Genomic DNA, 17,938 nt, shown 5'->3' with positions numbered 1-17,938 from the left:
CGTTGCGCAGCGGCCGGGACGCCGGTCGGGGGCGGTTTGTCATGCCCCGAATTCCGGTGCCGGCGGCGGGGCCGGCGGCCGGGTACACCCGGGCGTGTCCGGCCCCGCGCTCGAGGTCACTTCTCGCTCTCGGCCACTCCGGGCTCGTCGTCGTCGGCGAGGATGCGGTACAGGCTGCGGCGGGCCTCGGTGAGCACCTCGGCCGCCTTCGCCGCCTGCGCGGGGGTGCCCGCGGCGGCGACCTGGCCGACGGCGCCCATGAGCGCCCCGATCAGCTCGCGCAGATCCCGCGCGTGCGGCCCGACATCGCCTGCGACGTCCGCCCAGGGGTCGCCGAGCTCGTCCCGGTGCTCCTCGACGTAGCGCACGCCCTCCTCGGAGAGCTTCGCGGTCTTGCGGCCGGAGACCTTCTCGATAACGATCAGCCCCTCGTCCTCGAGCTGCGCCAGCGCCGGGTAGATCGAGCCGGGGCTCGGCCGCCAGACGTCCTCGGAGCGCTCGCGGATCCGCTGGATCAGCTCGTAGCCGTGCATGGGCCCCTCGGTGAGCAGCAGCAGGACCGCGGCGCGCACGTCGCCGCGCCTGCCGCGCCCGCCCCTGCCGCGGCCACGGCCGAGACCGGGGCCGAAACCCGGGCCGGGGCCGAAACCGCCGGGGCCGAAGCCGGGGCCGAACTCCGGTCCGGGACCGAAGCCGTGCCTGCCGCCGCGGCGGAAGTGCCCGCGGCCCCGCTCGAACGGGGGGCGGGGGCCACGCGGGCCGAATTCTCCGTGCAGTGGGTGTTCCATGATTGCCTCCTCAGGCTCTCGTGTTCGTTTCACAGTATCGACGATATATCGACAATAGATCGAACGCAAGGAGTCCGTGCGTTGTTCCCGGCGGGCGAAGGTGGGTGGTGGCGCGACCGGAGTACCGGCGCAGGCCGAAGCACGTTCGACGGGGCCGAGTCGGTGCGGACCGGCTCGGTGCGGCGGCGCGTGCTGCGCCGGGTCTCGGGGTCAGCCGATGTCGACGGGGTCGATCTGGACGCGCAGCGGGGCGTCCGAGCGCTGCGTGCTGCGCACGGCCTGGGCGGCGGTGAGGGCGCGGGCGAGCGCGGCGCCGTCGGAGCGCGGGACGCGGAGCAGGATGCGTTCGACCGGAGCGCTGCTGTCCGCGGCGAAGGGCGGGCGGGCGCTCTCCGGCAGCGGGACCGGGCCGAGCACCTGCACCCCGTCGGGAAGCGTTGTCGCGGCGAGGAAGTCGGCCACCGAGGCGCCGGTGCCGTCGACGGCGGCGAGCCGGACGGCGGGCGGGAAGCCGACCTCGGTGCGCCCCGCCAGCTCGGCGCGCGCGTGCCCGACCGGGTCCCAGCGCACCAGCGCCTGCACCGTCGGCACCGCCGGGTCGGCCATCACGATCACCCGGCCGTGCGGCCGGACCAGCGCGGCCGCCGCGGTCCAGCGGCGCAGCGTGTCCTCGGTGGCGCGCAGGTCGGCGCGGGTGAGCAGGGCCCAGCCGTCGAGCAGCAGCCCGACGCCGTAGCCGCCGCGCACCCGCGGCTCGGCGCCGACGGTGGCGACGACGACCTGCGGGCCCGGCTCGACGGTGTCCAGCACCGTTCCACCGCCGGAGCCGCGGATCGGCACGTCCGGGAAGGCGCGGCCGAGCTCCTCCGCGGTGCGCGCGGCGCCGATCACCACGGCGCGCAGCGCGCGGGAGGCACAGACCGGGCAGCGGAAGGCCGCCTCGGTGCTGCCGCACCACCGGCAGGCCGGGCTGTGCGCGCCGTCGCCCGCGTGCTCGGGCAGCGCGAGCGGGCCGTTGCAGCGGCGGCAGCGGGCCGGGTTGCGGCAGCGCGCACAGGCCAGCGCCGGGACGTAGCCGCGGCGCGGGACCTGCACCAGCACCGGCGCGCCCTCCTTCAGCGCGGCGCGGGCCGCGGCGAAGGCGACGCCGGGGATGCGGACGGCTCTGGCCACGGGGTCGCGCTCCAGGGCGATGTCGGTGTCGCCCGGCGCGCTGATGTGCGGGGCGCGCTCGCGGACGACAGCCCGGTCGGCCACCAGGTCGTGTGCCCAGCCGGAGTCGACGACGGCCTGGATCTCCGCGGTGCGGGCGAAGCCGGCGGCGACGAAGGCGGCGCCGGTCTCGTGCACGCGGAGCATGGCGACCTCGCGGGCGTGCGGGTAGGGGGCGCGGGGTTCGGCGAAGGTGTCGTCGCCGTCGTCCCAGATGGCGATCAGGCCGAGGTCGCGGACCGGGGCGAAGACGGCGCTCCGCGTGCCGACCACGACCGTCGCGGTGCCGCGGAGGGCCGCCAGCCAGCGGCGGTATCGGGCCGAGGGGCCCAGCCCCGCGGCCAGGCCGACCACGCGGTCGCCGACCAGGTCTTCGCATTCCGCCAGGACGCGGTCGAGGTCGCGTTGGTCGGGGACGAGGATGAGGGTGCCGTGGCCGGTGGCATCGGTGGTGGCGGCCAGTTCCGCCAGGCGGCGGGGCCAGTCCTCGCCAGGGAGGGCCTGCCAGGCGGCGCGGGGGCCGCGTTGTTCACGCAGGGCCGTGCGGAAGGTTCGGCCGTGGGTGTAGCGGGACCATGCGGTGACGTCGATCGGCGGATTCGACTGCTGCGCACCGGGTTCGTGCGCGTTCGTCTCGTCCGCGCCGTCGCCTGCCTCGCCCGGTTCCCGCTCGGCTGATTGCGCGGTTCGCGACAGATCATGCGGCCGCGGGGACGAACTCTGCTGCGCTGCGGTCGATGCGCCGTCGGCCGGAACCGGCTGCGCGGCAGTCGGCGCGTCTGCGGCGGAATCGAGGTGCGTGGTTGCCGGTTTTCCCTCGGTGCGCGCGTGGCGGGGCGGGATGGCCAGGCGGAGGACGTCGGCGCGGGTGCCCGCGTAGCGCGCGGCGACGGCGCGGACCAAACGTTCGATCTCGGGGGTGAGGACCTGCTCGGGCGAGACGACGCGCTCGAGCGGACGCAGGGTTCCCTCGTGTGCGCTGCGGTCGAGGCGGGCCAGCAGGTAGCCGTCGACGAGACGGCCGGCGAAGCGGATCCGCACCCGGACGCCCGGCTGCGCGACGGCGTCGTACTCGGGCGGAATCAGGTAATCGAAGTCGCGGTCCAGGTGGGCGGGGGTGAGCAGGGGCAGCACCCGCGCGACCGGGCCCGCACCGGGGTGCCCCGGGCGCGGACCGTCCGCCGTGGCGGCGGCACGGTCCGCGTCGGGTTCGTCCACTCCGCTCGGCGGGGCTACAGCCCGGCGGCGGCGCGCAGCTTGTCCGCGCGGTCGGTGTGCTCCCAGGGCAGATCGATGTCGGTGCGGCCGAAGTGGCCGTACGCGGCGGTCTGCGCGTAGATCGGGCGCAGCAGGTCCAGGTCGCGGATGATGGCGCCCGGACGCAGGTCGAAGGTCTCGTTGATCGCCGCGGTGATCTTCGCCGGGTCGGTCTTCTCGGTGCCGAAGGTCTCCACGAAGAGCCCGACCGGGGCCGCCTTGCCGATGGCGTAGGCGACCTGGACCTCGATCTTGTCGGCCAGCCCGGCCGCGACGACGTTCTTCGCGACCCAGCGCATGGCGTACGCGGCCGAGCGGTCCACCTTCGACGGATCCTTGCCGGAGAAGGCGCCGCCGCCGTGCCTGGCGAAGCCGCCGTAGGTGTCGACGATGATCTTCCGGCCGGTCAGCCCGGCATCGCCCATCGGGCCGCCGAGCACGAAGCGGCCGGTGGGGTTGACCAGCAGCCGGACATTCGAGATGTCCAGGGTGGGCAGCGCCAGGTCGGCGAGCACGGCGTCGACGACCTTCTCCCGGATATCCGGCGCGAGCAGGTTGTCCAGGTCGATGTCGGCGGCGTGCTGGGTGGAGACCACCACGGTGTCCAGCCGGACCGCGCGGTCACCCTCGTACTCGATGGTGACCTGGGTCTTGCCGTCGGGGCGCAGGTAGGGCAGCACGCCGGTCTTGCGGACCTCGGTGAGCCTGCGGGAGAGCCGGTGCGCCAGCGCGATCGGCAGCGGGAGCAGCTCGGGGGTGTCGGTGTTCGCGTAGCCGAACATCAGCCCCTGGTCGCCCGCGCCCTGCCTGGCGATCTCGTCCTCGGTGGTCTCGCCGCCGCCGGTGCGGACCTCGTGCGAGGTGTCGACGCCCTGCGCGATCTCCGGCGACTGCGCGCCGATGGCGATGTTCACGCCGCACGAGTTGCCGTCGAAACCCTTTGCGGAGGAGTCGTATCCGATCTCCAGGACCTTCTCCCGGACGATCTTCGGGATGTCCGCGTACGCGGAGGTGGTCACCTCACCGGCCACGTGCACCTGGCCGGTGGTGACCAGGGTCTCCACCGCGACCCGGCTGCGCGGATCCTCGGTGAGCAGCGCGTCGAGGATGGAATCGCTGATGGCGTCACAGATTTTGTCCGGATGACCCTCGGTCACGGACTCACTGGTGAACAGGCGGCTGCCAGACGTCGGCACAGTTATTCCCTTCCCCTCACGGGTTGCTCGGTCGGTCTGCGACAGTAGCGGTGTCCCGCCGGAGCGCAAGCCTTCTACTCAGACTATTCCAAAGGGGCGACACCGCGAGGACACCCGGGCCCGCTCCGGCACCCCTCCAGCGGAGGCGGGGGCGGCCCGGAAATCTCCCGGAGTTCCGGAGCCGCGCCCGCAGTCGTTCCGGTGCGGAAATCAGCGCAGCAGCGGGCCGAGTGCGTCCAGCACCCGGCTGGCCAGCAGCGCCTTGGAGCCGTGGTCCAGCGACTGTTCGGTACCGTCGGCGCCGAGCAGCCAGCCGTCGTTGGTGTCGACCTCGAAGGCCTTACCCTCGCCGACGGCGTTCACAACGAGAAGATCGCAGCCCTTCCGCGCGAGCTTGGCGCGGGCATGGGTGAGCACGTCACCGTGTTCGTCACCGGTCTCGGCGGCGAAGCCGACGATGACGGTACCGGGGAGCTGGCCGTCGCCGCGGGACTGCACCAGCCCGGCCAGGATGTCCTCGTTCTTGGTCAGCGGGATGACGTCCGGCTCGTCGGCGCCCTTCTTGATCTTGGTGGCGGCGACGCTGGTCGGCCGGAAGTCGGCGACCGCGGCGGCCATGATCACCGCGTCGGCGCCGACCGAGTGCTTCTCCACGGCGGTCTTCAGCTGGTCGGCGGTGGTGATGTGCACCAGGTCGACGGCGGCGGGCGGGGCCATCTCGATGGTGTTGCCCGCGATCAGCGTGACCAGGGCGCCGCGCTGCGCGGCGACCCGGGCCAGTGCGTAGCCCTGCTTGCCGGAGCTGCGGTTGCCGAGGAAGCGCACCGGGTCGAGCGGCTCCCTGGTGCCGCCCGCCGTGATCACCACGCGGCGGCCCTCCAGGTCGCGCGGGACGGCGTCGGTGCGCTCGAGCAGCAGGGTGGCGAGGCCGAAGATCTCCTCCGGCTCGGGCAGCCTGCCCGGGCCGGTGTCGGTGCCGGTGAGCCGACCGGCGGCGGGCTCCATCACGACGGCGCCGCGGCTGCGCAGCGTCGCCACGTTCGCGACGGTGGCCGGGTGCTGCCACATCTCGGTGTGCATGGCCGGCGCGAACAGCACCGGACATCGGGCGGTGAGCAGGGTCGCGGTGAGCAGGTCGTCGGCGCGACCGGAGGCGGTGCGCGCCATCAGGTCGGCGGTGGCGGGGGCGATCACCACCAGCTCGGCCTCCTGGCCGAGCCGCACGTGCGGCACCTCGGGCACGTCGGCGAAGACACCGGTGTGCACCGGGTTGCCGGACAGCGCCTCGAAGGTGGCCTTCCCGACGAACTGCAGCGCCGCTTCGGTGGGGATGACCCGCACCGAATGGCCGGTCTCGGTGAACCGCCGGACGAGTGCGCAGGCCTTGTAGGCCGCGATCCCCCCGCCGACGCCGACGACGATCCGCATGGTTACTCCGCTCCCGCCGGGTTCACTCGCCTTCGGAGTGCTCGAGCAGGTCCGAGTGGATCTCGCGCATGGCCACGGAGAGCGGCTTCTCCTGCAGGCCGGGCTCGACCAGCGGGCCGACGTACTCGAGGATGCCGTCGCCGAGCTGGTTGTAGTAGTCGTTGATCTGACGCGCGCGCTTCGCCGCGTAGATGACCAGCGCGTACTTCGACGAGGTGCGCTCGAGCAGCTCGTCGATCGGGGGGTTGGTCAGGCCGATCGGGGTGTCGTAGGCGGGCGCGGCGGTGGTGTCGGTCACTCGGGAGACTCCTGCGTTCTCGGTGGGCGGAAACGTCCGGTTCGCGAGAACCGGACGGAGATGAGCTGCGGGTCGGCGGGCCACCGGGGTTCTCGCGCCGTACGGCGCGAGAACCGGGTCACCGACCGGCTCGGGTCACGAGCTGGAATTCGTGCTGACGAACAACGATACCAACTGCTCACAGGCACTGGTCAGATCGTCGTTCACGATCACGATGTCGAACTCGTCACAAGCGGCGAGTTCGATCCGCGCGGTTTCGAGCCTGCGCTCGATCACCTCGGGGGATTCCGTCCCGCGCGACCGGAGCCGGGAGACGAGTACGTCCCAGCTCGGCGGGGCGAGGAAGACCAGCAGTGCGTCCGGAATGGCCCGGCGCACCGAGCGGGCGCCCTCCAGGTCGACCTCGACCAGGACCGGGTGGCCGGCGGCCAGTGCGTCCCGCACCGGCCCGGCCGGGGTGCCCGAACGTTGGAGCCCGCCGTGGATGTCCGCCCACTCGAGCAGGTCGCCCGCCGCGATCATCGCGTCGAACTCCGCCCTGGCGACGAACCGGTAGTCGCGCCCGTCGATCTCACCGGGCCTGGGGGCCCGGGTCGTCGCCGAGACGCTGAACACCAGCTCCGGCAGCTGCTCCCGCACGCAACGTACGACCGTCGACTTCCCGACGGCCGAGGGGCCGACCAGTACTACCAGCCGACCCTTCCGCGTGTGTCCGACCACCCTCGTCGTCAGGCGTCGAAGTCGAAGCGAGCGAGCAGCGCCTTGCGCTGCCGGTCGCCGAGACCCCTGAGCCTGCGGGTGGGGGCGATCTCGAGCTCGCTCATGATCTCCGCCGCCTTGACCTTGCCGACCTTCGGCAGGGCCTCCAGCAGCGCCGACACCTTCATCTTGCCGAGAATCTCATCGTTCTCGGCGTCCGCGAGGACCTTCTTCAGGTCGGTCCCACCACGCTTCAGGCGCTCCTTGAGCTCTGCCCGAGCGCGGCGAGCGGCAGCCGCCTTCTCCAGAGCAGCGGCACGCTGCTCATCGGTCAGCTGGGGAAGGGCCACGGTTCCTCCGTCTCATCGTTCATTGCAACAACGACTGCCGGTAACCCGACAGTCCCAGCGACCGTACCCACGACGCCCGCCGATTGCGAACCCGCCCCCCAGGTCAGCGCATGATTCCGCGGGTCCGCAGAGGGACGCGGGAGAGTGTCGCGCGCTCCTCACCGAGGGTACGCCGCCACCGCTGTGACCTCGCCGAACCCGCGCCGACCTGGGGCTTTGGTGCGATGTCCGGAATTTGCGTGGAAGTAGCGATGCCCGGAGCGCGATGGGTACCGACCGGCACCCGCGCGACCTGCAATTTTCTCGAAAATCTCGGCGTGTCCAGCCAAGACCTTCGGCGTGTCGCGAATTTTTTCCCGATTGTGAACTTCATACCCGGCCGTGGAAAAAGTCGTGCCCGAGCGCGGAGAAATCCGCGCTCGGGCAGCGAGAGGGGCCGTATCGATGTGGTTCAGCCGAGGAAGGCGAAGGCGTCCTGCAGCTCGCTCAGGCGCGTGCGGAGCGCCCGCGGGGACGGCCCGGCGCGCAGCAGTTCCCGGGAGACCGCGGGGACCACAGCGGGCAGCACGGCGGCAGGCAGCAGCGCGCGCACCGACTCCGGGCCGCCGCCCTGGGCGCCGATGCCAGGCATCAGGATCGGGCCGTTCAGCGCGCCCAGCTCGGGCGCCCGTTCGAGGGTCGCGCCGACGACAACACCGACCGACCCCGCCGCGGCGCCGACGTTGCGCGCCGCCGCCTCGTCCACCACGGCCTGCGCGACCGTCCGCTCCCCCGCCAGCGCCTGCTGCACCTGCGGCCCCTCCGGGTTGGAGGTGGCGGCCAGCACGAACACGCCGCGGCCGTTCGCCGCGGCCAGCTCGAGGGCCGGCTCCAGCGAGCCGAAGCCGAGGTAGGGCGAGACGGTCACCGCGTCGCTGCCGAGCGGGCCGTCGGCCAGCCAGGCCTGCGCGTAGGCGTCCATGGTGGAGCCGATGTCACCGCGCTTGGCGTCGGCGAGCACCAGCGTGCCCGCCGCCCTGAGCTCGGCGACGGCGCGCTCCAGCACCGCGAGCCCGGCCGAGCCGTAGGTCTCGAAGAAGGCGACCTGCGGCTTCACCAGCGCGACGTTCCCGCGGTACACCTCGATGCAGGTCTCGGTGAAGGCGGCGAGCCCGGCCGGGTCCGCCGTCAGCCCCCACTCCGCGAGCAGCCCGGGGTGCGGGTCGATGCCCGCACACACCGGCCCGTATTTGCGCTGTGCCTGCCGGAGCCGCTCGCCGAACGCCGTCATCCGCGCAGCGCCGAGTGCAGTTCCTGCAGCGAGCGCACCCCGATGCCGCCGTTGATGACGGCCTCGATGCCCTGCACCGCCGCGGCGGCGCCCTGCACGGTGGTGATGCACGGGATGTTCACCCCGACCGCCGCGCTGCGGATCTCGTAGCCGTCCACCCGCGGCCCGGAGTTGCCGTACGGGGTGTTGAACACCATGTCGACCTCGCCGTCCCGGATCAGGTCCACGATCGACGGACCGTCCGCCTCGGCACTGTCCTCCGAGTGCTTGCGCACCCGGTCGCAGGGAATGCCGTTGCGGCGCAACATCTCCGCGGTGCCCTCGGTGGCCAGGATGCGGAACTTCAGGTCGTGCAGCCGCTTGACCGGGAAGACCATGGCCCGCTTGTCCCGGTTGGCGATCGAGACGAAGACCGTGCCCGAGGTCGGCAGCGAGCCGTAGGCGGCGGCCTGGCTCTTGGCGAAGGCGGTGCCGAAGTCGGCGTCGATCCCCATCACCTCGCCGGTGGACTTCATCTCCGGCGAGAGCAGCGAGTCGACCCCGCTGCCGTCGGCGCGGCGGAACCGGTTGAACGGGAGCACCGCCTCCTTCACCGCGACCGGCGCGTCCAGCGGGACGTGCCCGCCGTCGCCGTCCGGCGGCAGCATGCCCTCCTTGCGCAGCCCGGCGATCGTGGCGCCCATGGCGATCCTGGCCGCCGCCTTGGCCAGCGGCACCGCGGTGGCCTTGGAGACGAAGGGCACCGTGCGGCTGGCGCGCGGGTTGGCCTCCAGCACGTAGAGCACGTCGTCCTTGAGCGCGTACTGCACGTTCAGCAGCCCGCGCACCCCGATGCCCTTGGCCAGCGCGATCGTCGAGCGCCGCACGGCCTCGATGTCGCTGCGGCCGAGCGTGATCGGCGGCAGCGCGCAGGCCGAGTCGCCGGAGTGGATCCCGGCCTCCTCGATGTGCTCCATGACGCCGCCGAGGTAGACCTCCTCGCCGTCGCAGAGCGCGTCGACGTCGATCTCGATGGCGTCTTCCAGGAAGCGGTCGACCAGCACCGGGTGGTCCGGGTTCAGCTCGGTGGCGCGGGTGATGTACCCCTCCAGCGCCTGCTCGTCGTAGACGATCTCCATGCCGCGCCCGCCGAGCACGTAGGAGGGGCGGACCAGCACCGGGTAGCCGATCCCCGCCGCGATCCGCTTGGCCTGCTCGACGGTGGTGGCGGTGCCGTACTTGGGCGCGGGCAGCCCGGCCGCGACCAGCACGTCGCCGAACTCGCCGCGGTCCTCGGCCAGGTCGATGGCGGCGGCGCTGGTGCCGACCACAGGGACCCCCGCGTCGGTGAGGCGCTGCGCCAGCCCGAGCGGGGTCTGCCCGCCGAGCTGCACGATCACCCCGGCCACGGTGCCGGAGGCGGCCTCGGAGGCGTACACCTCGAGGACGTCCTCGAAGGTGAGCGGCTCGAAGTAGAGCCGGTCGGCGGTGTCGTAGTCGGTGGAGACGGTCTCCGGGTTGCAGTTGACCATCACCGTCTCGTACCCGGCGGCCGAGAGCGTCTGCGCGGCGTGCACGCAGGAGTAGTCGAACTCGATGCCCTGGCCGATCCGGTTCGGGCCGGAGCCCAGGATGATGACCTTCTCCCGCTCGCGCTGCGGCGCCACCTCGGACTCCGCGGCGGGGTCCAGCTCGTAGGTGGAGTAGTGGTACGGCGTCTTCGCCTCGAACTCGGCGGCGCAGGTGTCGACGGTCTTGAAGACCGGGCGCACGCCGAGCCGGTGCCGCAGCACCCGGACGCCGGTCTCGCCTGCCAGCTCGGGGCGCAGCGCGGCCAGCTGGCCGTCGGAGAGGCCGTAGTGCTTGGCCCGGCGCAGCAGCGGCTCGTCCAGCACCGGGGCGTCGAGCAGCTCGGCGCGCAGCTCGACCAGCCCGGCCACCTCGGCGACGAACCACGGGTCGATCCCGGACGCCTCCGCCACCTCCTCGATACCGGCACCGAACCGCAGCGCCCGCTCGACCTGGTAGATCCGGCCCTCGGTCGGCACCCGCAGGTCGGCCAGGATCTCCTCGATGGTGGGCCTGGCATCGTCGCCGGCCGGGGCCCAGCGGCCGTCGTCGGTGGTCCAGAAGCCGGCGGCCTTGGTCTCCAGCGAGCGCAGCACCTTGCCGAGCGCCTCGCTGAAGTTGCGGCCCAGCGACATCGCCTCGCCCACCGACTTCATCGTGGTGGTGAGCGTCGGGTCGGCGCCGGGGAACTTCTCGAAGGCGAAGCGCGGCGCCTTGACCACCACGTAGTCCAGCGTCGGCTCGAAGCAGGCCGGCGTCTCGCCGGTGATGTCGTTGACGATCTCGTCCAGGGTGTAGCCGATGGCCAGCTTGGCGGCGATCTTGGCGATCGGGAAGCCGGTCGCCTTGGAGGCCAGCGCCGACGACCGGGAGACCCGCGGGTTCATCTCGATCACGATGAGCCTGCCGTCGGCCGGGTCCACCGCGAACTGGATATTGCAGCCGCCGGTGTCGACGCCGACCTCGCGCAGGATGGCGATGCCGAGGTCGCGCAGCTTCTGGTACTCGCGGTCGGTGAGCGTCATGGCCGGCGCGACGGTCATCGAGTCGCCGGTGTGCACGCCCATCGGGTCGACGTTCTCGATCGAGCAGACCACGACGACGTTGTCCCTGCCGTCGCGCATGAGCTCGAGCTCGAACTCCTTCCAGCCGAGGATGGACTCCTCGATCAGGACGTTCGCGGTGGGCGAGGCGGCGAGCCCGCCGCCGGCGATGCGGTCCAGGTCGGCGTGGTCGTAGGCCATGCCGGAGCCGAGCCCGCCCATGGTGAACGAGGGCCGGACCACGACCGGGAAGCCGAGCTCGGCGACGGTGTCGCGGACCTCGTCCATGGTGTAGCAGACCCGGGAGCGGGCGCTCTCGCCGCCGACCTTGGCGACGATGTCCTTGAACTTCTGCCGGTCCTCGCCGCGCTGGATGGCGTCGAAGTCGGCGCCGATCAGCTCGACGTTGTACTTCTCCAGCACCCCGCGCTCGTGCAGCGCGACCGCGGTGTTCAGCGCGGTCTGCCCGCCGAGGGTGGCCAGGATGGCGTCCGGGCGCTCCTTGGCGATGACCTTCTCGACGAACTCGGCGGTGATCGGCTCCACGTAGGTGGCGTCGGCGAACTCGGGGTCGGTCATGATGGTCGCCGGGTTGGAGTTCACCAGCGAGACGCGCAGCCCCTCGGCGCGCAGCACCCGGCACGCCTGGGTCCCGGAGTAGTCGAACTCGCAGGCCTGGCCGATGACGATCGGGCCGGAGCCGATGACCAGGATGTGCCGCAGATCCTCGCGACGAGGCATATCAGGCTCCTTCCAGGAGACCGGAGAACCGATCGAAGAGATACGCGGCGTCGTGCGGGCCTGCGGCGGCCTCGGGGTGGTACTGCACCGAGAAGGCGCGGCCGTTGACCAGCCGGACGCCCTCGACCGCGCCGTCGTTGGCGCAGACGTGGCTGACCTCGGCGCGGCCGAACGGGGTGTCGAACTGCTCGCCGCGCTCCCCCTCCAGCGCGAAGCCGTGGTTCTGCGCGGTGATCGAGACGCGCCCGGTCTCGTGCTCGAGCACCGGGATGTTGATGCCGCGGTGGCCGAACTTCATCTTGTAGGTGCCGCGGCCGAGGGCCCGGCCGAGGATCTGGTTGCCGAAGCAGATGCCGAAGAGCGGGAGCCCGCGCTCCAGCACGCCCTGGGTGAGCGCGACCGCGCCGTCCTGGGTGGCCGGGTCGCCGGGGCCGTTGGAGAGGAAGACCCCGTCCGGGCTCAGCTCCAGGATCTGCTCCAGCGAGGTGGTCGCCGGCACCACGTGCACCCGGATGCCGCGCTCGGCGAACATCCGCGGGGTGTTGGTCTTGATGCCGAGGTCGACCGCGACCACGGTGTGCTTGTGCCCGCCCACCGGCTCGATGGTGTAGACGGCGTCGGTGCTGACCTCGGCGGCCAGGTCGGCGCCGAGCATCGAGCCCTGGCCGGTGACCCTGGCCACCAGCTCGTCGACGCCCGCGAGCGCGGGGCCGGAGAAGATGCCCGCCTTCATGGAGCCGCGCGTGCGCAGGTGCCTGACCAGCGCGCGGGTGTCGATGCCCGCGATGCCGACCACGTCCTGCTTTTCCAGCTCGTCCGGGAGCGTGGTGGTGGCGCGCCAGTTGGAGGCGCGGCGTGCGGGGTCGCGCACGGCGTAGCCGGCGACCCAGATCTTCCCGGACTCGTCGTCCTCGTCGTTCCAGCCGGTGTTGCCGATCTGCGGGGCGGTCGCCACCACGATCTGGCGGTGGTAGCTGGGGTCGGTGAGGGTCTCCTGGTACCCGGTCATGGCGGTGCAGAAGACCGCCTCGCCGAGCGTCTGGCCGACGGCGCCGTAGGCGGTGCCGCGGAAAATCCGGCCGTCCTCCAGCACCAGCGCCGCTTGCTGTCCTGTCATCCCTCGTCGTCTCCTGTCGTCGGCCGGGACGGGGCTGCCGTCCAGGCCGGATACACGGTCTTGTCGTCGCCGCGGAACCCGGTGTCGATCTCGGTGCCGGTCGGCAGCGTCCAGCGCACCACCAGCACACCGCCCTCGGTCATCACCTTGCCCGCGTGGCCGCGCTCGGTGCGCACCACGCTGATCGACTCCTGCGGCATCCAGATCGCGGGCGCGCCCGAGCGCTCCAGCAGGATGCCGTGCTCGAAGCGGGTGAGCTCGGCGGTGGCGCGGAAGCCGAGGTCGCCGACGGCGATCCGGTCCTGCCAGCTGGGTGCGATGGTGCTGCCCAGGTAGAGCCCGGTGGTCGGCTCCAGCAGCTGGGCGCCGAGCTCGGCCGGGACCGGGGGCAGCTCGCCGATCCGCTCGGCCTGCCGCTTCGCGCGGTTCTGCCAGCCGCGGTACATGAGGTACAGGCCGAGCAGGAAGAAGAGCAGGCACCCGGCGACCCAGAGTATGCGTTCCATCAGAAGCCTCCCGCTCGCACCGCGACCGCGCCGTCGCGGGCGGTGATCCGGCCGCGCAGCACGGTGGCCGTGACCCGCGCCCGGAACGTCATCTCCTCGAACGGGGTGTTCTGCGCGATGCTGGCGAGTTCCCTGCCGCGCACGGTCCACTCGGCGTCCGGGTCGACCAGGGTCAGGTTGGCCGGCTCGCCGACGGCGATCGGGCGGCCCTGGTCGTCCAGCCCGACGATCCGGGCCGGGTTCTCGCTCAGCACCCGCGCCACCCCGCGCCAGTCGAGCAGCCCGGGGGCCACCATGGTCTGCGCGACGATGGCGAGCGCGGTCTCCAGGCCGAGCATGCCGGGACGGGCGGCGGCGAACTCGCAGCACTTGTCCTGCTCGGCGTGCGGCGCGTGGTCGGTGGCGACGCAGTCGATGACGCCGTCGGCGAGCGCCTGCCGCAGCGCGGCGGCGTCCGACGCCTCGCGCAGCGGCGGGTTCACCTTGTTCACCGCGTCGTAGGTCGCCAGCCGGGAATCGTCGAGCAGCAGGTGGTGCGGGGTGACCTCGGCGGTGATCGCGATGCCCTGCGCCTTGGCCCATTTCAGCAGCTCGACGGTGCCCGCGGTGGAGGCGTGGCAGATGTGCACGCGGGCGCCCGCGTCCCTGGCGAGCAGGGCGTCGCGCGCGACGATCGACTCCTCGGCGGCGCGCGGCCAGCCGGCCAGGCCGAGCCGGGCCGCGTTCGGCCCCTCGTGCGCGACCGCGCCGACGGTGAGCCGCGGCTCCTCCGCGTGCTGCGCGATGAGCACGCCGAGCGAGTGCGCGTACTCCAGCGCGCGGCGCATGATCAGCGGGTCGGCGACGCAGTTGCCGTCGTCGGAGAAGACCCGCACCCCGGCCTCGCCCGAGGCCATGGTGCCCATCTCGGCGAGCCGCTCGCCCTTCAGCCCGACCGTGACCGCGCCGACCGGGTGCACGTCGACCAGCCCGACCTCGCGGCCGCGCCGGAAGACGTGGTCGGTGACGACCACCGAGTCGGCCACCGGATCGGTGTTGGCCATGGCGAAGACCGCCGTGTAGCCGCCGAGCGCCGCCGCGGCGGAGCCGGTCTCGATGGTCTCGGTGTCCTCGCGGCCGGGTTCGCGCAGGTGCGTGTGCAGGTCGACGAAGCCGGGGAGCAGCACCTGGCCGTGCGCGGCCACGATCTCCGCGTCGCCCGCGTCCAGATCGGCCCCGATCTCCCTGATCTCGCCGTCCACGATCAGCACGTCGACCGGCTCACCCTCGCCGTACGGCCGCGCGCCTTTGATCAGCAGCCCGCTCACACGCCCACCGCCTCGTGGGTTCCGACCAGCAGCCGGAACAGCACCGCCATCCGCATGTGCACTCCGTTCGTCACCTGTTGCAGGATCGCGGCCCGGTTCGAGTCGGCCACCGGCGAGGCGATCTCCATGCCGCGCAGCATGGGCCCCGGGTGCAGCACCACCGCGGCCTCGTCGAGCAGCGCCATCCGGCGCTCGGAGAGGCCGTACCTGACCGCGTACTCGCGCGCCGACGGGAAGAAGCCGCCGTTCATCCGCTCCGCCTGCACCCGCAGCATGAGCACCGCGTCCGCGCCGGGCAGCTCCGCGTCCAGCGCGTGCGAGACGCGCGCGGGCCAGGACTCCACCCCGACCGGGAGCAGTGTGCGCGGCGCGACCAGCACCACCTCGGCGCCGAGCGTGTGCAGCAGCAGCACGTTCGAGCGGGCCACCCGGCTGTGCAGGATGTCGCCGACGATCAGCACCCGCCTGCCCTCGATGTCGCCGAGCCGCTGGCGCAGGGTGAGCGCGTCCAGCAGCGCCTGGGTCGGGTGCTCGTGGGTGCCGTCACCGGCGTTCACCACCGCGGGCCCGCCCTGCCTGCCCTCGGCTACCGCCCAGGCGTCCAGCCAGCGCGCGATCTGGTGCGCGGCGCCGGAGGCCGGATGCCGGACCACCAGCGCGTCCGCGCCCGCCGCGTGCAGCGTCAGCGCGGTGTCGCGCAGCGACTCGCCCTTGGCGACCGACGAGCTGCTCGCGCTGACATTGATCACATCGGCGCTCATCCACTTGCCCGCGACCTCGAAGGAGACCCTGGTGCGGGTGGAGTTCTCGTAGAACACGGTCATCACGGTGCGGCCGCGCAGCGTCGGCAGCTTGCGCACCTCGCGGCCGAGCAGCGCCTGCTCGAACCGCTCGGCCTCGTCGAGCAGCTCGGTGGCGGCCGCCAGGTCCAGGTCGGCGACCGTCAGCAGGTGTCGCATCAGGCCTCCTCCTCGTGCCGCAGGTGCACGCCGTCGCGGGCGTCGTGTTCGGTGAGCAGCACGGAGATGTCCTCGGAGCGGTTGGTCGGCACGTTCTTGCCCACGTAGTCGGCGCGGATCGGCAGCTCCCGGTGGCCGCGGTCGATCAGCACCGCGAGCTGAACGGCGCGCGGGCGGCCGAGGTCGCGCAGCCCGTCCAGCGCGGAGCGCACGGTGCGGCCGGAGAACAGCACGTCGTCGACGAGCACGACCAGCGCGTCGTCGATGCCGCCGTCCGGCACCGAGGTGCGCTCCAGCGGCCGGTGCGGCCGGGAGCGCAGATCGTCCCGGTAGAGCGTGATGTCGAGGGAGCCGAGCGCGGGGCGGACGCCGCTGAACTCCTCGATCCGATCGGTGAGCCGGGCCGCCAGCGTGGTGCCGCGGGTCGGGATGCCGATCAGGACGACGCGCGGAGCATCCGGCTCGCCGGAATCCAGCGCGGTCTTCTCGATGATCTGATGCGCCATGCGGGCGACGGTGCGCCCCACATCGGCGGCCGAGAGCAGCTCGCGGGCCCCTGCGAGCCGATCGGCGGAGTGCCGCTCGAAGGTGTCGTCGGGCACGGCCATGCCGACCTCCTTCCCCGCCTCACCGGACGGTCCGTTAAAGGATGTCTTACCGGGAAAGCAGCCTAGCAGCGCCGCGAAGGTGCCCTTCACCAGCGGTATCGCGATGTGAGGTCGGCCACGCCGCGGACCGTTCTAGCACAGATGTTCGAATAGCTGTAGAGTCGCCCGCATGCACGCCTGGCAGGGTTCGCTCTTCGACCAGTCGCCCGCGGCCGGGCTCGGCGAGCTGTCCGCGCTGCACCGCACCGAGCTGGGGCAGGGCGCCTGGGTCGACCTGCTGCCCGGCTGGCTCACCGGCGCCGCCGCGCTCTTCGACCGGCTCGCCGCCGAGGTGCCGTGGCGGGCCGAGCGCCGCCCGATGTACGACCGGGTGGTCGACGTGCCGCGGCTGCTCTGCTTCTACGGCGAGCGGGCCCTGCTGCCCGACCCGATTCTCGCGACCGCGCGGGCGGCGCTCACCGCGCACTACGGCCCCGAGCTCGGCGAGCCGTTCCGCACCGCCGGGCTCTGCTGGTACCGCGACGGCGGGGACAGCGTGGCCTGGCACGGCGACACCATCGGGCGCGGCGCCACGCACGACACCATGGTCGCCATCGTCTCGCTCGGCGCGCCGCGGGCCCTGCTGCTGCGCCCGCGCGGCGGCGGCGCGAGCAGGCGCTACCACCTCGGCCACGGCGACCTGCTGGTGATGGGCGGCTCCTGCCAGCGCACCTGGGAGCACGCGGTGCCGAAGACCAGGCGGCCGGCCGGGCCGCGGATCAGCGTGCAGTTCCGGCCGCGCGGGGTGCGCTGACCGGCGCTCGCTCGGCCGCGCCCGGCCCGCCGGGATAGATTGCTCACATGGGCACACCGGAGGCGGGGGTACTCGCCGTGATGCCGCTGCACACCATCAGCGAGGTCTACGGCGAGGACGGTCTCCGCGGACGGCTGCTCGGCGAGGTGGCCGAGCTGCCGGGGCGGGAGCGGGTCCTCGCCGCGCTCGACCTCGCCGCCGAGCTGCACCGCGACGACCGCTACGGGCGCGAGCCCTACCTGAGCCACCTGCTGCGGGTGGCGATCCGGATCGTCAGCCACTACGAGGTGCGCGACGCCGACCCGGTGATCGCCGGGCTGCTGCACGACTCGGTCGAGGACCACGCCCCCGAACTGGCCGCGCTGCACGGGGATTCGGGCGACGATCCGCGCACCGCCGCGCTCGCGCTGCTCACCGAGCGGTTCGGCGCGCGGGTCGCGGAGATCGTCGCCGCGGTCAGCAATTCGGAGCGTGACCCTGCGGACAGGGCCGATGTCGCCGAGCGGCACCGCCGCTACCGCGAGCACATCACCGCCAGCCTGGACCGTTCCCCCTGGGGCCGGGTGGTGAAGCTCTCCGACTTCACCGACAACGGGGTCGGCATCCTCTACGCCACCGGCCCGGTCATGCCCCGGCTCGCCCGCAAGTACGCGCCGCTCACCGACGTCTACCGGGAGCTGGTCCGGCGCGCAGACACCCCACTCGCCGAGCACGTCAAGGAGCACATCCTCGGCCAGCTCGACCTCGCCGACGAGCGGTTCGCCGCCATCCTCGCCGACGAACCGAGCTGACCCCCGGCCCCGCGCGAGCGGCGCGCG

Annotated in this window: 16 protein-coding genes; 2 read left to right on the top strand and 14 right to left on the bottom strand. The window is 72.8% G+C overall.

The window, feature by feature from the left end; all coding sequences use genetic code 11:
* Nucleotides 1-116 precede the first annotated feature (116 nt).
* The 14 genes from ACFUJ1_RS24880 to pyrR form a co-directional block, all read right to left on the bottom strand.
* Nucleotides 117-788: a PadR family transcriptional regulator gene (locus tag ACFUJ1_RS24880; RefSeq protein ID WP_378649284.1), complete on the bottom strand. Its 672-nt coding sequence runs from the start codon at nucleotides 786-788 to the stop codon at nucleotides 117-119.
* Nucleotides 789-998: 210 nt separating this feature from the next.
* Nucleotides 999-3,218, bottom strand: a complete 2,220-nt coding sequence (locus tag ACFUJ1_RS24875) for a primosomal protein N' (RefSeq protein ID WP_378649282.1) — start codon at nucleotides 3,216-3,218, stop codon at nucleotides 999-1,001.
* A 14-nt stretch (nucleotides 3,219-3,232) separates the two neighbouring features.
* Nucleotides 3,233-4,453 carry a methionine adenosyltransferase gene (gene metK, locus ACFUJ1_RS24870; RefSeq protein WP_378649280.1) on the bottom strand — a complete coding sequence of 407 codons (1,221 nt, stop codon included), beginning with the start codon at nucleotides 4,451-4,453 and terminating at the stop codon, nucleotides 3,233-3,235.
* 210 nt (nucleotides 4,454-4,663) lie between these two features.
* On the bottom strand, nucleotides 4,664-5,881 hold the full coding sequence (gene coaBC, locus ACFUJ1_RS24865; protein ID WP_378649278.1) for a bifunctional phosphopantothenoylcysteine decarboxylase/phosphopantothenate--cysteine ligase CoaBC: 1,218 nt from the start codon (nucleotides 5,879-5,881) through the stop codon (nucleotides 4,664-4,666).
* A 22-nt stretch (nucleotides 5,882-5,903) separates the two neighbouring features.
* Nucleotides 5,904-6,179, bottom strand: a complete 276-nt coding sequence (gene rpoZ / locus ACFUJ1_RS24860) for a DNA-directed RNA polymerase subunit omega (protein WP_378612696.1) — start codon at nucleotides 6,177-6,179, stop codon at nucleotides 5,904-5,906.
* Between the two features lie 135 nt (nucleotides 6,180-6,314).
* Complete coding sequence (gene gmk, locus ACFUJ1_RS24855) at nucleotides 6,315-6,899, bottom strand: guanylate kinase (protein ID WP_378612697.1); 585 nt, start codon at nucleotides 6,897-6,899, stop codon at nucleotides 6,315-6,317.
* A gap of 8 nt (nucleotides 6,900-6,907) precedes the next feature.
* Nucleotides 6,908-7,228 carry an integration host factor, actinobacterial type gene (mihF, locus tag ACFUJ1_RS24850; protein ID WP_067657004.1) on the bottom strand — a complete coding sequence of 107 codons (321 nt, stop codon included), beginning with the start codon at nucleotides 7,226-7,228 and terminating at the stop codon, nucleotides 6,908-6,910.
* Between the two features lie 451 nt (nucleotides 7,229-7,679).
* The gene (pyrF, locus tag ACFUJ1_RS24845; RefSeq protein WP_378649276.1) at nucleotides 7,680-8,498 is read right to left on the bottom strand and encodes an orotidine-5'-phosphate decarboxylase; all 819 of its coding nucleotides are present in this window, start codon (nucleotides 8,496-8,498) and stop codon (nucleotides 7,680-7,682) included.
* Complete coding sequence (carB, locus tag ACFUJ1_RS24840; protein ID WP_378649275.1) at nucleotides 8,495-11,830, bottom strand: carbamoyl-phosphate synthase large subunit; 3,336 nt, start codon at nucleotides 11,828-11,830, stop codon at nucleotides 8,495-8,497. Before carB ends, pyrF begins: the two co-directional genes overlap by 4 nt.
* Before the next feature lies 1 nt (nucleotide 11,831).
* Nucleotides 11,832-12,947, bottom strand: a complete 1,116-nt coding sequence (gene carA / locus ACFUJ1_RS24835) for a glutamine-hydrolyzing carbamoyl-phosphate synthase small subunit (protein ID WP_378649273.1) — start codon at nucleotides 12,945-12,947, stop codon at nucleotides 11,832-11,834.
* A complete protein-coding gene (locus tag ACFUJ1_RS24830) occupies nucleotides 12,944-13,453 on the bottom strand; it encodes a transporter (protein WP_378649271.1) in 510 nt (169 codons plus the stop codon). Before ACFUJ1_RS24830 ends, carA begins: the two co-directional genes overlap by 4 nt.
* Entirely contained in the window at nucleotides 13,453-14,760 is a 1,308-nt protein-coding gene (locus tag ACFUJ1_RS24825; protein WP_378649269.1) for a dihydroorotase, read from the bottom strand. Before ACFUJ1_RS24825 ends, ACFUJ1_RS24830 begins: the two co-directional genes overlap by 1 nt.
* The gene (locus tag ACFUJ1_RS24820; protein WP_378649267.1) at nucleotides 14,757-15,719 is read right to left on the bottom strand and encodes an aspartate carbamoyltransferase catalytic subunit; all 963 of its coding nucleotides are present in this window, start codon (nucleotides 15,717-15,719) and stop codon (nucleotides 14,757-14,759) included. Before ACFUJ1_RS24820 ends, ACFUJ1_RS24825 begins: the two co-directional genes overlap by 4 nt.
* Nucleotides 15,719-16,327 carry a bifunctional pyr operon transcriptional regulator/uracil phosphoribosyltransferase PyrR gene (gene pyrR / locus ACFUJ1_RS24815; RefSeq protein WP_378649265.1) on the bottom strand — a complete coding sequence of 203 codons (609 nt, stop codon included), beginning with the start codon at nucleotides 16,325-16,327 and terminating at the stop codon, nucleotides 15,719-15,721. Before pyrR ends, ACFUJ1_RS24820 begins: the two co-directional genes overlap by 1 nt.
* A 169-nt stretch (nucleotides 16,328-16,496) precedes the next feature.
* On the opposite strand from pyrR, the gene ACFUJ1_RS24810 reads away from it, so the two are divergent.
* Both ACFUJ1_RS24810 and ACFUJ1_RS24805 read left to right on the top strand, forming a co-directional pair.
* Nucleotides 16,497-17,120, top strand: a complete 624-nt coding sequence (locus ACFUJ1_RS24810; protein ID WP_378649263.1) for an alpha-ketoglutarate-dependent dioxygenase AlkB — start codon at nucleotides 16,497-16,499, stop codon at nucleotides 17,118-17,120.
* Nucleotides 17,121-17,167: 47 nt separating this feature from the next.
* Nucleotides 17,168-17,911, top strand: a complete 744-nt coding sequence (locus tag ACFUJ1_RS24805; RefSeq protein WP_378649261.1) for an HD domain-containing protein — start codon at nucleotides 17,168-17,170, stop codon at nucleotides 17,909-17,911.
* The last annotated feature ends 27 nt before the right edge of the window (nucleotides 17,912-17,938 follow it).

The organism is Nocardia sp. NPDC057227, from assembly GCF_042669725.1.
GTDB classification, from domain to species: domain Bacteria; phylum Actinomycetota; class Actinomycetes; order Mycobacteriales; family Mycobacteriaceae; genus Nocardia; species Nocardia asteroides_A.
The sequence above is the reverse complement of the archived record's forward strand: the minus strand, read 5'-3'. Positions and strand labels throughout refer to the sequence as shown.